Genomic DNA, 14,094 nt, shown 5'->3' with positions numbered 1-14,094 from the left:
ATAGGAATTAATTTCCATGAAAACGAATATATTCAGCCGGAAGAACCGGATCGCCGCGGGTTTGGTTTTTGCCTTGCTGCTCAGCGGTCTTGAGATCACCGCGCAAGCCCAGAATTCCCCGGTGGGGATGTGGGATTTTAGGATGGGCCATGCCAGACAAGGCACGGCGTACATTACCTTCGGCGACGATTTCTCGGTTTCAGGCCACGAGATTTTCGGCCCCGTCCCACATGGCGTGAATGCGCTTGTGCTTGCTCCCAAAGAGAATTCTTATGGAGCGGCCGCCATTTCCGGCGCCTGGGGTTTCGATCGTTCCGGCCAGGTTGTCGGCTTTTACACCGAGCGCGCAACCTCCAACGGCACCAATACCGATATTGCCGACCCCGTCAGCTTCGTGGCCACCGTAAATCCTGGCAAGATGTCAATGCGCGCCACGATCAAGGACGGCAGTGTTGTTTTCCTGAAGGGTGTCCCGGCGATTTTTCTGCCCGACATCTCCGGCACTTACTTTGGTAAAGGAAAAACGAACGGTGTTAACGGAGTTCTCTTCAACGAGTTCTTCAGTTTGACGCTGACGGACGATCCCGTCCCGAATGCCTACGACGTGGTTGGCACGGGTGCCGGCGGCGGCCCCACGAACCACAACTTCACAGGTCAGGCGCTCTTGTCCGCCAACGGCCAGATTTCGATTCAATCGTCGTTTGTGATTTATACTGTGGAAACCAACGTCATGGATACGAACATTCTGGTAACGAACTTCGTCACCACGAACATCGTCATCACCAACTTCGTGGTCCGCGAGTTTACCGGGGCGATCAACGTGAAAAAGCCAGACCCCAGGGCCACTACAACCTTGAGGGGTGTTTCCGGCTCGGACAAAATTCTCTACAAGATCACTCGGCTCAACGCGCCATCCCCCGAATAGTCAGGATTCAGCATCTCTGAACCACCGCCCCTTGATGGGCGGTGGTTTTTTGGTGCCAGTTGCGCCCATCATTTGGCGTCCGCGACCTTGCGCAAATAATCGAAGGAATAGATCCCCGTGGCGTGGCCGTCGCCCCAGAACGGTTGGATGGCGTAACTGCCGACCTTGGCTATTCGCTTCAATTGAAATGCGCTCGCGGGCAACGGCTGGTCCGGGTTCTTGTAAAGATTGCCCATGATGTCCACCTCCCCTTTGCACCCGGCGCACGGACAATGGCGGCGCAGTCTTTCCAGCCCCACAAAACTTTCGCTGCCATCCTCCCATTTGATCGCCAGCTCTTCGCCAACTTGTTGAATGTCCTTCGGTCGCACGTTCAAAAGATAACCCGCCGTGATTCGCCCCGTCCACCCATTCATTGCAATTGGACCAAACTCCCCTCCCCACTTGTCATCCGGGGAGTCAAAGGATGAAGCTTTCAAAGAATACTTTGCGGCTCACAATATTTCCAACACACGCTGAAGCTCCGCGTCGGTGTTGTAGAAATGCGGTGAAAGCCGAATGTAGCGTTGCCCCGCACGGTCGGTGCGCAACGAAGTCACGATGTTGGCAGCCAGCAACCTTTGGTGCAAGGCCGGCAGGTCAGCGCCGGCCCGGTGGAAACTGACAATGCCGCTCGTGGTCTCGCTGGCCGTGCTGGCGTGCAACACTTCATACCCTTTCGCCTGCAACGCGGGTACGAGCCAGGTGCGCTTGCGCAGCAACTCGCGGCTGATGTTCTCCAACCCGATTTCCAAAATCAGTTCCAGCGCGGCATGCAGACCCACGAGACCGAGCAGATTATAGGTGCCGGCTTCGAACCGTTGCGAGCCGCTTCGGAAAACAATCTGTTCCTGCGCCACGTAATTCGGACAACGCACATTGTTCCAACCATAAATGGGCGGATTCAATCGTTCCTGAAGCGATCGCCGCACATACATGATTCCAGCAGCGCAGGGTCCCAGCAACCACTTGTGCGCATCGGCAGCCAGGAAATCAACGTGCTCCACCGTCGTCGGAAATGCGCCCAATGTCTGGATCGCATCCAGACAAAAAAGAATGTTTCGTTCGCGCAGAAACTGACCAATCGCCTGGTAGTCGATCCGATAGCCACTGATGAAATGACACGACGCCAAGGCGACCATCCGCGTCTGTTCATCCACCTGCTCGCGCACATCCGCCAGCCGGATGCCGCCCAGCTCGCGCGTGTTGAGCATGCGCACTTGCACTCCTCTTTCCGCCAGCGCCATCCACGGATAAACATTCGACGGGTAGTCGTCGAAATAGATGAGGATGTTATCGCCCTTCCGAAAAGGGAGACCGCTGGCGATCAAACTCAACGCCAGCGAGGTCGGGCCAACGAAAGCAATTTCTGCAGGCTGGGCGTTGAGCAGACGCGCGGCCAATTCGCGACTCTTGTTGACCACCGCCGGATAAACCAGTTGCTCCTGATCCCCGGTCGTCGTCCGGCGCGCGTAATCGGAGATGGCTTCCGCGACGCGCCGGGGCAATGGACAAACACCCGCGTGCGCGAGGAAGATTTTCTCGCGCGTCACGGGGAATTCACGCTGGCGCAGTTCTTCATTGGCGAACAGATCGGTCAATGTCACGGGCGTTAGATTAAGCGAATCAAAAGCGGGTGCAAATCACAACGTAACTTCCTGAGTAGCCGGCTTTGCGATAACCAACCCAGTAAATCGTCTCAGTTGCGCCGAGGGCGAGGGTTACCAAACCGGTCGTATCGCCGATTTCCACATCGGCAGAACTCTGGCCTACGATTTCCCCGACAACCTTGCCGCGGCAGCGCGATCCAGCAACACGCGCACATCCAGATGATTTTGTAGAAACGAAGCCGGGCATTGGGCGCTTCGAGGTTCTTCAATCATGGCTTTGACGGCAGCCACTTTGTTGGCACCGTAAGCCATGATGAGGATATGCCGTGTCGCAAGAATGGTTTTCAAACCGACGGTGACCCCAAGGGACGGCGCGTAATCACCGCCGAACCATTTGCAGTTGGCCGCGATCGAGGTCGCATCCAAGTGGACAAGTCGCGCTGTGGAATCTTCCGTGCTGCCCGGTTCGTTGAAGCCGAGATGACCGTTCTGGCCGAGGCCAAGCACGATCACATCGAGGCCGCCGAGTTTCTTGATCCGTTGTTCGTGCTGGCGCACGCTTTCGAGCGCGTCGGTTGCGGCCGAACTTATGGTGAAGAATTGCGATGCTGGAATCCCCCACGCTTCCGCGACGGAGCGGCGCAGGAGATTGGCGCAGTTGCGTGGCTCGGCCAACGGCACGCCGACGTATTCATCGAGGAGAAAGATATTCAGATGCGACAGCTTCATCTTGCGTTCAGCGACCAGGCGATAGACTTCCAAAGGCGAGTTGCCGCCGGCGACCATCACGTTGCGCGTGGTCGGAAGTGTCAGCCACGCCGCCAGGCAATCTGCCGCAGCGATATTGGCTTCGTCGGTTTTCTCGTGAATCGAAATGTTCATGTCATTCGGATGGAGCGCGCGTCGCGAGAATGTCTTCAGCGCCCTGAAAAAGATTGGCAAGTGGGTTTCTGTCCAACAGAATTGATCCGTTGTTATTTGTGTTAAATTAAGAACGCCATGAATTCAGTCACCGTGCCAGTTGAAATCAGTGACCCGGTCAACGCCCGTATCCTTGCGATTTCGGAGGACAAGATTCAAGGTTTTCAGCGCGCGCCGCTCCAGGAAATCTCCCGCCAATGCGGCGTGGAACTGCCCGTGGTCATGGAACGGATTCAGGCGATGTTGCGGGCGGGAACGATCCGCCGGGTGCGGCAGACGTTGTTGGCGACCAATCTGGCGCAGGGCGCGCTGGTGGCCTGGCAGGTGCCCCAGGAAAAACTGGATTCCGCTTTCGATTACATGTTCCAACAGGACCCCTTTTCCGGGCACGTGGTCACGCGCTCGACTGATGCCGCCACGCCCGGCTCGAATTACAAGCTCTGGACCACACTGAAAGTGCCGCAAGGATTCTCGCTGACCAGGCATTGCGAATTCTTGTGCCGGCAGACCGGCGCGGAGCGGTTTGTGTTGCTGCCGGCCAAGCGGCTGTTCGCGCTGGGCGTCGGCCATATCCGGCGGCGTGGGATGATCCCGGGCAGCAAGGCGGACGTGCTGGCGGAAGTGATGGACGTGCAGGTGGTGACTTTGAATGAACTGGAATGGATAATCCTCATCGCGCTCAAGCGCGAGTTTGAGCCGGAGGAACTCAACGAAAATCTCTGGCAGTCGCGCGCCGACGAAGCCGGAGTGCCATTGGATACTTTTTTGGAAGTGGCGGAGGCGATGAACCGGCGCAAAATCATCGGCCGTTTCTCCACGTTTCTCGAACATGTGAAGCCGCTGGCCGACGGCGAGCGGGTGACGCGGTTCAACGCGCTGTTTCATTGGGCGGTGCCGCCGGGGCGCGAGATCGAGGCCGGGCGCGAAGTGGGGCGCCATCACATCATGACGCACGCCTATTGGCGCGAAGGCGGACCGGAATTCCGCAACGTCAACATCATGGGCGTGGCGCACGGGACTGACAAGGCCGTCGTGCTCCAGCACAAGGCGGCGATTGACGAGCACTTGAAGAGCGTGGGCCTGCCGGTCAGCTACACCAACGTTTTCTGGGGCGGTCGCAGCGAAATCAAGCCCTCGGAAATTTCGCCGTTGGCTTATCGCGCCTGGTGCAGAAGCGTGGGACTTGACGCGGACAAAATGAAGGATTGATCGTCAGGGCAGTCGAGCCTTGAATGATACGGTTGCTGGCCAACAGACCAAGCAATTGAGATTCTGCGCGCGCATCGGCGCCGAATGAATCGCTTGTCACGGGCCCCCAGTTTTGATATACAGGCCTCAACTCAATGACCGCATACCCATGACCAGATTAAACGCTCACAACGTGTGAATCGCTTAATCGCACATTTAGGGGTCTGGCTTTTCACCTTCCTTCTGGTTGACACCCTGCCCGCTCAAACTCCGGTGACACCACTTCCAATCCAGTCGCTCCTGTTGACGGTGGAAGGCAAGGTCGAGGTTTCCCGCGTCGGCGGCACCGACTGGACGGCGGGTCACACCAATCAAGTGCTGCGCGTCGGTGACCGTTTGCGCACGGGAGCCCGCAGTCGCGCCACCGTTCGCCTGTCCAATCTCACGGTCCTGCGCGTGAATGAGTTGACCACGCTGCAAATTCAGTCCCCGGCCCGCGTTGAAAATCAGCCTGTCCTCGATCTCAAATCCGGTGCGGCGTACCTGTTCAGCCGCGAAAAACCGACTGAACTCGAGTTTCGCACGCCGCTGGCTTCCGGGGCCATTCGGGGCACGGAATTTCAGCTCGACGTGGCCGACGACGGCCGCTCCGTCGTGACGCTCATCGACGGAGAAATCGCGTTGCGCAATGAACTGGGAGAATTGGCTTTGGTTTCCGGCGAACAAGGTGTGGTCGAAGCAGGCCAGCCGCCGACCAAGACGGCCGTCCTCAATGCGATCAACATCATCCAATGGTGTCTTTATTATCCGGGTGTGCTGGACGTCGATGAATTGAATTTGAGCGCAGATGAACAAAGAATCCTTGCAGACTCGCTGGCGGCTTATCGCGGCGGTGACTTGCTGCCAGCCTTGAGTCTCTATCCCGAAAATCGTGCGCCCGCATCGGATGCCGAGAAGATTTATCGAGCGGCCGTGGTGCTGGCCGTGGGTGATGTTCCGGGAGCCGAGGTGATATTGCAAAGCTTGCCGGCCAGGTTGCCGCTGGCCGACGCGCTCCGCGAATTAATCGCCGCCGTGAAATACCAGACTTGGACCCGCGCCGCGCCACCTGTCCTCGCCACCGAATGGATGGCGGAATCGTACCACCTCCAATCGCGCTCCAAACTGGCGGAGGCGCGGCAGGCCGCTCAAGCCGCCGTGGCGAAGTCGCCGGCTTTTGGGCTGGGCTGGGCGCGGCTCGCGGAACTGGAGTTCGGTTTTGGCAATACCGGCGGGGCACAAGCGGCTTTGGAAAACGCCTTGCGCCTCTCGCCGCGAAATGCCCAAGCCCTCGCCCTGAAAGGTTTTACCCTCAGCGCGCAAAACAGAATTCCCGAAGCCATCCAGCTTTTCGATCAGGCCATCGGGATTGACCCCGCGCTGGGCAATGCCTGGCTCGGTCGCGGCTTGTGCCAGATCCACAAGGGCCGGCGCCATGAAGGGCTTGACGACCTGCTCACCGCCGCCGCCCTCGAACCGCAACGCTCGATGTTGCGCAGTTACCTCGGTAAAGCGTTCGGCGACGCCGGCGACAATCCGCGCGCTGTAAAGGAACTGGGGCTGGCCCGGCGGCTCGACCCGAACGACCCGACCTCCTGGCTCTACTCCGCGCTCCTCAACCAGCAGCGCAACCAGATTAACGAAGCGGTGAGCGATTTGGAAAAATCACAGGAGTTGAACGACCACCGCAGCGTTTATCGCTCGCGGCTTTTGCTCGACCAGGACCGCGCGGTGCGCAGCGCGAACCTCGCCAATATTTACCGCGACGCCGGCATGACCGATGTGAGCGCGCGCGAAGCGGTCAAGGCCGTGAACTCCGATTACGCAAACTATTCCGCGCACCTGTTCCTCGCCAACAGCTTCAACGAACTGCGCGATCCGCAGCGGGTAAATCTGCGCTACGAAACGCCCTACGTGAGCGAGTACCTGCTGGCCACGCTGCTGGCCCCGGTCGGCGCCAGCACTCTTTCGCAACAGGTCTCGCAGCAGGAGTACTCGAAGCTGTTCGAGCGCGAAGGCTTGGGATTGAGTTCGAGCACGGAGTATTTCAGCCACGGCGACTGGCGGCAGGGTGCGGCGCAGTACGGAACGTTTGGCAACAGCAGCTTCGCCGTCGAAGAATTTTACCGCTCCGAACACGGTTACCGGCCGAACAGCGATTTTGAGGAAACGACCTACGACGTGCGCTTGAAGCAGCAACTTGCCCCCAAGGACAGCGTGTATATTCAAGCCAGCCTTGCCTATTCCAGCGGTGGAAACTCGGCGCAGTATTACGACCAGGCAGGCGCGGCCCAGGATCCGTTCCGTTTCGACGAGCGGCAGGAGCCGATTCTCGTGGCCGGTTATCATCACGAATGGAGTCCGGGCGTGCATACGCTGGTGCTGGGCAGCCGGTTGATCGACACCTACGCGGTGACGAACCCGTTGCAGCACACGATTTACCTGGTCGAGGATCCCAACCGGACGCTGCTCGAAATCCTGCCGCTGGATGCCAGCCAGCGTTACCGGAGCGAGCTGGAGATTTATTCGATGGAGGCCCAACAAATCTGGCAGACGCCGCGGCAGACGATGGTGATGGGGACGCGTTTCCAGGACGGCGGTTTCGACAACCGCAGCCGACAGGAACTGGTGGACCTCAACTACCTTTATCTGTTTCAAGATCAGGTGATTTCCGACCAAAACGGGTCCGCGCGGTTCCAGCGCTGGAACATCTACGCCTACGAACAGTGGCAGGTGGTGGATTCACTGCGGTTGATTGGCGGGTTGAGTTACGACCGTCTGGTATTTCCGGAGGACTACCGTTTCGCCCCGCTCTCAACGAAAACCGAAACGCATTATCACCTGCTGCCCAAGGCGGGCGCAATCTGGACGCCGCTCAAAGACACGACCCTCCGGGCGGCGTTTTCGCAATCCGTGAGCGGGGCGAGTTTCGATCAGAGCTTCCAACTGGAGCCCACACAAGTGGCCGGGTTCAATCAGGCGTTTCGGAGTTTGATTCCAGAATCGGTTGCCGGAGCCAATGCGGGGGCGACGTTCACGAGTTACGGCGTCTCGCTCGAACAAAAATTTCCCACGCGCACCTACGTGGCCGTTGTGGGCGAAATTTTGGAATCAACCGTCAAGCGCAAGCAGGGGGCGTTTGAATTGGTGGATTTCAACGGCCCCTTCATCGGCACGCTGCCCGAGCGGCTGGAGTTCCGCGAGAAGTCCGTCTCGATTTCGACGCATCAGTTGTTAGGGCGGGAGTGGGCACTGGCCGCCATTTACCGCCTGAGCCGCGCGGAATTGGATGACAACTACACGTCGGTCTCGGACGCCATCGCCGCGGCGGGTTCTTTCCCGGCGCGCCAGGCCTTGCGGGGCACACTGCACACGCTCAATCTCGGCGTCATCTACCAGCATCCGTGTGGTTGGTTCTCGCAACTGCGCGGCGTCTGGACCCGGCAGGAGAACGGCGGTTATCCAACGCCAAGAGCGGACGCCGACTACTGGCAGTGGGATTTGCTCGCCGGCTACCGCTTTCCCAGAAGGCGGGCTGAAATCGTGGTCGGCGGGCTGAATCTCACCGGCCGGAACTACCGCCTCAGTCCCCTCAACCTGCATCAGGAAACCCCACGCGACGCGACGTTTACCGCGCAATTCCGCTTCCAGTTTTGACGCGGCCCGGGCCATTGTGGCGTCGCGCGCGATGCGCGCGTGGGTGCTGGTGTTTTGCGTCATGCTGAAAAGTAATTGGCTTGCGGGCCTCGAGAAATCGTTTAAGCTGACGCAGCGGAGATTTACCGGCTTGGTGAAGGGCCGTCATTTATTCGCAATGGCGGGTTTGCATTCCGCCTCCAACGGTTTCAGCAGAGTCCAGAATGCTCAAGGTTGGCATCTGTGGCGTCTTTCTGATGGCGGCGGACAGCCGAATTGTCAATCTCCTCAACAACCTGTTTTAGAACGGTTGCCAGAATTCATTTCCGCATAGAAATACACAGACCCCTCACCCGGTCTTCGACCACCCTCTCCCCATCGGATGGGGAGAGGGAACGGGTGAGGGGCAATTCGGAAGTCAATTCTGGCAGACAGTATAACTCGACGAAGACGGGGTCCACTCGTTCCCTTTTGTCCTTCGAGCTTGCGCGACGACCCATGCACGAACGTGCCGATGCAATACATCTGGTGATGGATGAGGAGCAGGTCGTTGGTCTGGAAGGCTTGGCTCAAGAATGCCGGTTTGTTGCCGCAAGACATGGTTGACAGCTTCCGGCCAACGCGGGTCAATCTTTACTGCGGGCTTTGGTTTCTTACAGGCGATGGCAAACAAACCCACCATCACCACGCAGAAAACCATCTTCAATGTTGCGAACTTCTTAATGGAGTTGAATTCGGCAAAGCGACCTTCAGCTTTGAGGCAGGATTCTACAACTCAAAGCTACAAAAACCAGATGCGTTGGACGAACCAGTAACTGCCTGCCAACGCTACCAGCGCCGAACACACCGGCACACCACGCTTGAGAAACACGGGCCGGTCACGCAACTTCCAGATCAGCGGCAACAGCACGGCTGCCACCGCGATTTGCCCCAACTCCACGCCCACATTGAATGCCACCAGCGGCGCCGCCACACCGGTTTTCCCCGCGGCGATGCCCAGGTCGCGCAATACACTCGCAAAGCCAAGGCCGTGAACCAGTCCAAAAGCAAACGTGAGCAACCAGCGCCCTTTTGGCCCTTCCGGCCGCGCGAGGTTTTCCACACCGACGTAAACGATGGAGGCGGCGATCATCGGCTCGACCACCCGGCTGGACATCTGCACCACATTGAACGTCGCCGCCGCCAGCGTAATCGAATGAGCAATGGTAAAACAGGTGATGATTTGAATCGCCGAATTAAACCCACGACACACCAGCAACAACGCCAGCAGAAACAGCAGATGATCGTAACCCGTCAAAATATGTTCCATCCCCAACAGAAGAAATCCGCTGAATGACGCAAGTTGTGGTTTGTCGGTATCCTGCGATGCAGTGAGGTCAAACTCGCAACTGGCAGACTGGGGAGTCAGCATTTTTTTTCCCAGTGCTTGTCCGTTCAGGTCCACGACCGTCAGGAACTGTTGATGGCGGGCCGGCAGATGGTTGAACAAGCGGGCTTCCACAGCCAAATGGCCCGGCCGTGTTGCATAAAAGCTCAGTTGGATATGACAATTGTTCGTTCCGTCAATCACGAGTTGTGGTTTGTCGGGAGTGACCAGTTGCCCATCGAACTTGACCTTCAACACCTCGGCGGCCCAGGTTCTGACGCGTTCCAAGCCGGCGGCCATTTCCTCCTCGGTGATCTTCCCGTCGTGGTTGGCGTCAAGCGGTGCGCGCGTCTCCAAGTCGGCAAGCGCGCGTGTCAGATCGATGAGGGAGAGAGTGACGACAGCATTCAAACGATTCGTCTCGAATCGCAAATCTGCCGAACTCAGTCCAGCATCGTGCGCCAACACGGAGTGCGACGCCAACAAAAATGCCGCCAGGCAAATCCAAATCTGTCTGGGCTGCCGGATGACATTCACGTGTGCGATGTTTATGAAGGTATCCGGTGACTGTGAAAAGAAAAATTGCCGCCTCGACCTGTTGGTCGTTTGTCGTCCGGTATACAAACCTTTGGCTCATGGAACCTCACGACTCAAGGAATTGCTGCGTTGAACAAGAAAGGCCCGCCTTTCAGCGGGCCTAGATGTGTATCAAATTATTTACTGTCCAGACACCCGGAAGAAACCCGTCGTACCACTTGCTCCATTGGTGATCGTCACGGATGTCTGGACGAGGTTGGTGACAACCGTGGACCAGGAGCCGGTGCTCAGGCTGGCACGACTCTGCACCTCGTACGGAGGCAAGCTACCTGACCAAGTAAGTGATAGGTCATTTCCGTCACGAGTGACTGATTGAATCTGGAGTGGCTGTGATAGGACAAACGCCAAGCTCGTAAAATGCATGCCCAGGTTGCCAACCAGCGTCGTGGCACCTGTCTGGGGATTGATAGTTACAAGCTCGCGCGCAAAGTAAAAGTTGTTAAAGTCTGTCTTTCGAATTCCGTAAATGACTCCCGTCACCGGATGCTGGGCAAGGCCGAGGAGGCCGCCAAATTGATCCACCGGCTCTCCGCCGCCCGGGGGATAACTCAAAGCGAGTTCACTGATCCATGCGCCAGTCTCCGTGTCGATTTCCATTACGTACCCATTTGCTCCAGACCCCTTTTGATGTCCGACCCACAACTTCGTCACATTGGTCACGGTGACGAAAGCGATCGCTTTGCTCACAGTGGTGCTGCCATCTACCTGAAATGCAGGGCGCGAAAGAAATGTGCAGTCACCGCTCGGCGTCAACTTGAAGATGCCGTACTGATCGGCGATGTAAAAAAGATTCTCGTTGGTTGACCAGGCCATGCCACGCACTTCGCGGTATTCGTTCGTTCCCAATCCCGCGGGTGGAAGTCGGTAAGACGAAGCGGTCTGCGTGGAATCGCGGCGGATCACCGGCAGGACCCAACTGGGACGGGGTGCGGACAATCCAAAACAAGGCAGCGTCGGATCCGGATTCGGACACGGGTCAGCGTTGTAAACCGCACTCAACGTGCGGGTGGCCAGATCAATGGTTTCCAAGTACTGACTGTCCTGATAACCGCTCCCCACGCTGTCCGGTTGCCCTTGGTTCTGGCCCACGTTAGACGGGTTGTCTGTAAATGCCTCGGCACCGGCCGCATGATAGACCAGCCCGTTCGTCGGGCAAAAGCCAATTACATGGCCCTGATCAACAAACGTCGGTTGGAACAGTTTGATAATTGCCGCGTTGGCAGGGTTGATCTGAAAGAGGGTGCGGTCCGGATACACGAAATCACCCAATCCATTTGTGGTGGGATCATTCTGCTGCCCCGTGATCCCGATCAACCTCCAATCTTGGGCGAGAGTGACTCCCGGCACCAGCAACAGGGCTGACAACATTAGTAGGCAAGCGAATGATTTTGTGAGCAAATGTTTTTTCATAAGTGTCTGCAGGTTTCTTTCATGTGTGTTTGGAAAGTAAAAGTGTCGCATGCTTGTACATCCTACGGCCAATTAATCAACACCACACGAGCAGTACTGACAAGCGCGACGGCCAGCCAAGCCGGGGGCAAAACGAAGAAGAAGACTCATTTGAACAAAATCATTTTTTCAATTTACGACTGATGATACCGAGGACAATGCACCCGTAGCAAGATTACAAATAATGGAGCACATCAACCGAGCGAAATCAAAGAATCATTACACCAAATAGAGAAGGCCCGCCTTTCGGCGGGCCGTGAAATGGTGAAAGCTGGTAGTCTGAAGGCCGCTCAGGGCGCAGCTACTACAGAGTCTGCGAACGGTGAAGTTTGCCCACCACCCGAACCAGAAGTCGAGACAAGGCGGTAGAACACCGTGTCGCCGCATTGTGCAATGATGGTCGTGCTACTGCCAGTCGCCGCACCGGCGGTTGTCCACGGACCAAGCACACTGGTTGCCGACTCAACGGTGTAATTTCCAAGCGGGTAGTTGAGCGTCGTGGTACAGAGAAGGGGATCGTGACTGACGGAAGTGATTGTCACCCCTTTTGCATACGTGACCGTAAGTGTATTCGTGGTGCCCGTCAAGATACCCGCGCCGGTTATGTTGAAGGTGAATGCTCCGACCGCCGGGTTGGAATCAAGCAGCCCGTTATCCACGAAGCTGCCTCGATAGGTCTTCCCCTGCGGAAACCCGGCTGCACCACCCTCCGGATCCGACTCATAAAGATCCACAATCAAAGCCGTGTAAGGAGCACCGACTGGAGTCCCACAACTGCCACTCAACGACGTGGTCGTAAGCGCGGTGATCACCGGGATAACGGGGACATTCATGAAGTTGGTATAGACGTTCTCGCCTTCGAACGCAACAGAACCGTCACCTAGCGGAGGCCTAACGCTGTTGTTCACCAGCGTATTGCCGCGCATCGAAATCCATGCACGATTGCTTTCGGTGGTGCTACTAGAGAAAGAGAACATGAGGGTGTCGTAAACCTTGTTCCCCTCCAAGGCATCGCTAACGCCGTTGAAGTCCGAGCCAAAACGAACTCTGGTTAGCTGGCTAAAAGCAAATTCGTCAACGGCATTATTTAAACTAGCAGTTCTTACTCCAGCACAGGTGACACCAAACGTGTTACCGGCAAAGACAAACAACTTGTCGCGCGTGTTATACTGTGAGATCAACAACACGGTATTGTCGAAAAGGTTGCCCTCATCGGCATCATTCACGCCGTCGCCATCGGTGCCGTAGAGAATGCTGGGATTATCCGAGTCATCGCTGGACCGGCCGAATTCCGGCGGGTTGTGGAATTGGTTACCGGAAAGACGGGTGTGAATGCCCTCGGCAGCGATTGCCAGTTCGGTGCATTTGAACACGTTGAATTCGGCCCTTGGATCCGCAGATCCCGGTGCGACGCCAATGACGAAGTTTTCGCCATTGGGAACAGTGTCATTGTCGGGAGTCGCGTCAATTGAAAGTGGGCGCCGCGCCGCTGCGGACAGACCATTGCGGTCACGATGGCGAAACATCGCGACGGCATTCTGACTCAGCGCATCCGCACCGGTGCCGGGATCAATACCAAACACGCAGCCGGCCAGATGAAACCCGCGGCAAGTGCCATCGTCATACGCAAGGCGGTCGAGAATGGCTGTGTTGCCCCCGAAATCTTGAGCTATGGCAAGACCATAACCGTCGCCGGCGTCGGAAAGAAACGCGATGCCCTTGACCGTGACATTTGTCGCACGATAAATGCCAAGGATCGCCTTCTCCCCAGTGGCGTACGTGGGAGGTCCCGAAGCGGGATCATATCCGCCCCGCTCGCGACCTGTGCCGCCAGCGTCTCCGCCATCACCATACATCGCGGTATTGTCGATCACCGGATTTGAGGGGGGCACGTCCACGGTGCCGTAGTAAACATAGGCCATGTCGCGAAAATTGGCGTTAGGAGGGCGGGCATCCAGCGCAATCTTGATAGCTGCATTGTTGCAATTGGTGATCGCCGCCGTGTTCTTCACCCACCCCGTCTGGGTGGTGCCGTCAATCGTGACGTTGTCATTCGTGATCAGCGGAAAGCCGTCCAAAGGTGGCACAAGATAATGCACTGTCGCGCCCGTGGGAAGAATATTGAACGCGATTGTGTGCGTACCTGGGGCGTTTGCTTGGATAATGGCGTTTGAGAGGCTTCCTGCGCCACCAGCAGCCGTGGTAGTGACGGTGAATGTAGCTGCACGAGTGCTCATCGCGAGTCGGTGTAAAAGTCTTTCTGTAAATTGTCTTTCTTCTCTCCGCCTCCACCCCTCCGGGGTGAGGCGGAGCGAAGGCGAGCG

9 protein-coding genes are annotated in these 14,094 nt (G+C 57.3%); 3 read left to right on the top strand and 6 right to left on the bottom strand.

Going from position 1 to position 14,094, the window contains the following annotated elements; translation table 11 throughout:
- The first annotated feature begins 16 nt into the window (after nucleotides 1-16).
- Nucleotides 17-925 (top strand): hypothetical protein, encoded by a 909-nt coding sequence (locus HY298_06230; GenBank protein ID MBI3849874.1) that lies wholly within the window; start codon nucleotides 17-19, stop codon nucleotides 923-925.
- 68 nt (nucleotides 926-993) lie between these two features.
- Here the strand turns inward: HY298_06230 and HY298_06225 are convergent, their stop codons facing one another.
- The 3 genes from HY298_06225 to HY298_06215 all read right to left on the bottom strand — a co-directional run bounded on the left by HY298_06225 (nucleotide 994) and on the right by HY298_06215 (nucleotide 3,456).
- The gene (locus HY298_06225; GenBank protein ID MBI3849873.1) at nucleotides 994-1,296 is read right to left on the bottom strand and encodes a DUF971 domain-containing protein; all 303 of its coding nucleotides are present in this window, start codon (nucleotides 1,294-1,296) and stop codon (nucleotides 994-996) included.
- 123 nt (nucleotides 1,297-1,419) lie between these two features.
- Nucleotides 1,420-2,571: an aminotransferase class V-fold PLP-dependent enzyme gene (locus tag HY298_06220; GenBank protein MBI3849872.1), complete on the bottom strand. Its 1,152-nt coding sequence runs from the start codon at nucleotides 2,569-2,571 to the stop codon at nucleotides 1,420-1,422.
- Between the two features lie 162 nt (nucleotides 2,572-2,733).
- Nucleotides 2,734-3,456, bottom strand: a complete 723-nt coding sequence (locus HY298_06215) for a glucosamine-6-phosphate deaminase (GenBank protein MBI3849871.1) — start codon at nucleotides 3,454-3,456, stop codon at nucleotides 2,734-2,736.
- Nucleotides 3,457-3,573: 117 nt separating this feature from the next.
- Here HY298_06215 and HY298_06210 point away from each other — a divergent pair, with 117 nt between their 5' ends.
- Both HY298_06210 and HY298_06205 read left to right on the top strand, forming a co-directional pair.
- The gene (locus tag HY298_06210; protein ID MBI3849870.1) at nucleotides 3,574-4,704 is read left to right on the top strand and encodes an Lrp/AsnC family transcriptional regulator; all 1,131 of its coding nucleotides are present in this window, start codon (nucleotides 3,574-3,576) and stop codon (nucleotides 4,702-4,704) included.
- A gap of 174 nt (nucleotides 4,705-4,878) precedes the next feature.
- Entirely contained in the window at nucleotides 4,879-8,379 is a 3,501-nt protein-coding gene (locus HY298_06205) for a TonB-dependent receptor (protein ID MBI3849869.1), read from the top strand.
- A gap of 760 nt (nucleotides 8,380-9,139) precedes the next feature.
- Here the strand turns inward: HY298_06205 and HY298_06200 are convergent.
- The 3 genes from HY298_06200 to HY298_06190 form a co-directional block, all read right to left on the bottom strand.
- The gene (locus HY298_06200) at nucleotides 9,140-10,261 is read right to left on the bottom strand and encodes a HupE/UreJ family protein (GenBank protein ID MBI3849868.1); all 1,122 of its coding nucleotides are present in this window, start codon (nucleotides 10,259-10,261) and stop codon (nucleotides 9,140-9,142) included.
- 180 nt (nucleotides 10,262-10,441) lie between these two features.
- Nucleotides 10,442-11,731 carry a hypothetical protein gene (locus HY298_06195; protein MBI3849867.1) on the bottom strand — a complete coding sequence of 430 codons (1,290 nt, stop codon included), beginning with the start codon at nucleotides 11,729-11,731 and terminating at the stop codon, nucleotides 10,442-10,444.
- Between the two features lie 329 nt (nucleotides 11,732-12,060).
- Nucleotides 12,061-14,007, bottom strand: coding sequence for a hypothetical protein (locus tag HY298_06190; protein MBI3849866.1), 1,947 nt, complete (start codon nucleotides 14,005-14,007; stop codon nucleotides 12,061-12,063).
- Nucleotides 14,008-14,094: the final 87 nt, after the last annotated feature.

The sequence above is a fragment of the Verrucomicrobiota bacterium genome (genome assembly GCA_016200005.1).
GTDB lineage: Bacteria > Verrucomicrobiota > Verrucomicrobiia > Limisphaerales > PALSA-1396 > PALSA-1396.
This window is presented reverse-complemented; position numbering and strand designations above follow the sequence as displayed.

Bases quoted from the DNA above. Each gene is read 5' to 3' on its own strand.
- HY298_06230 (MBI3849874.1), top strand. From the start codon at position 17: ATGAAAACGAATATATTCAGCCGGAAGAACCGGATCGCCGCGGGTTTG.
- HY298_06195 (MBI3849867.1), bottom strand. From the start codon at position 11,731: ATGAAAAAACATTTGCTCACAAAATCATTCGCTTGCCTACTAATGTTG.
- HY298_06215 (MBI3849871.1), bottom strand. From the start codon at position 3,456: ATGAACATTTCGATTCACGAGAAAACCGACGAAGCCAATATCGCTGCG.
- HY298_06190 (MBI3849866.1), bottom strand. From the start codon at position 14,007: ATGAGCACTCGTGCAGCTACATTCACCGTCACTACCACGGCTGCTGGT.
- HY298_06210 (MBI3849870.1), top strand. From the start codon at position 3,574: ATGAATTCAGTCACCGTGCCAGTTGAAATCAGTGACCCGGTCAACGCC.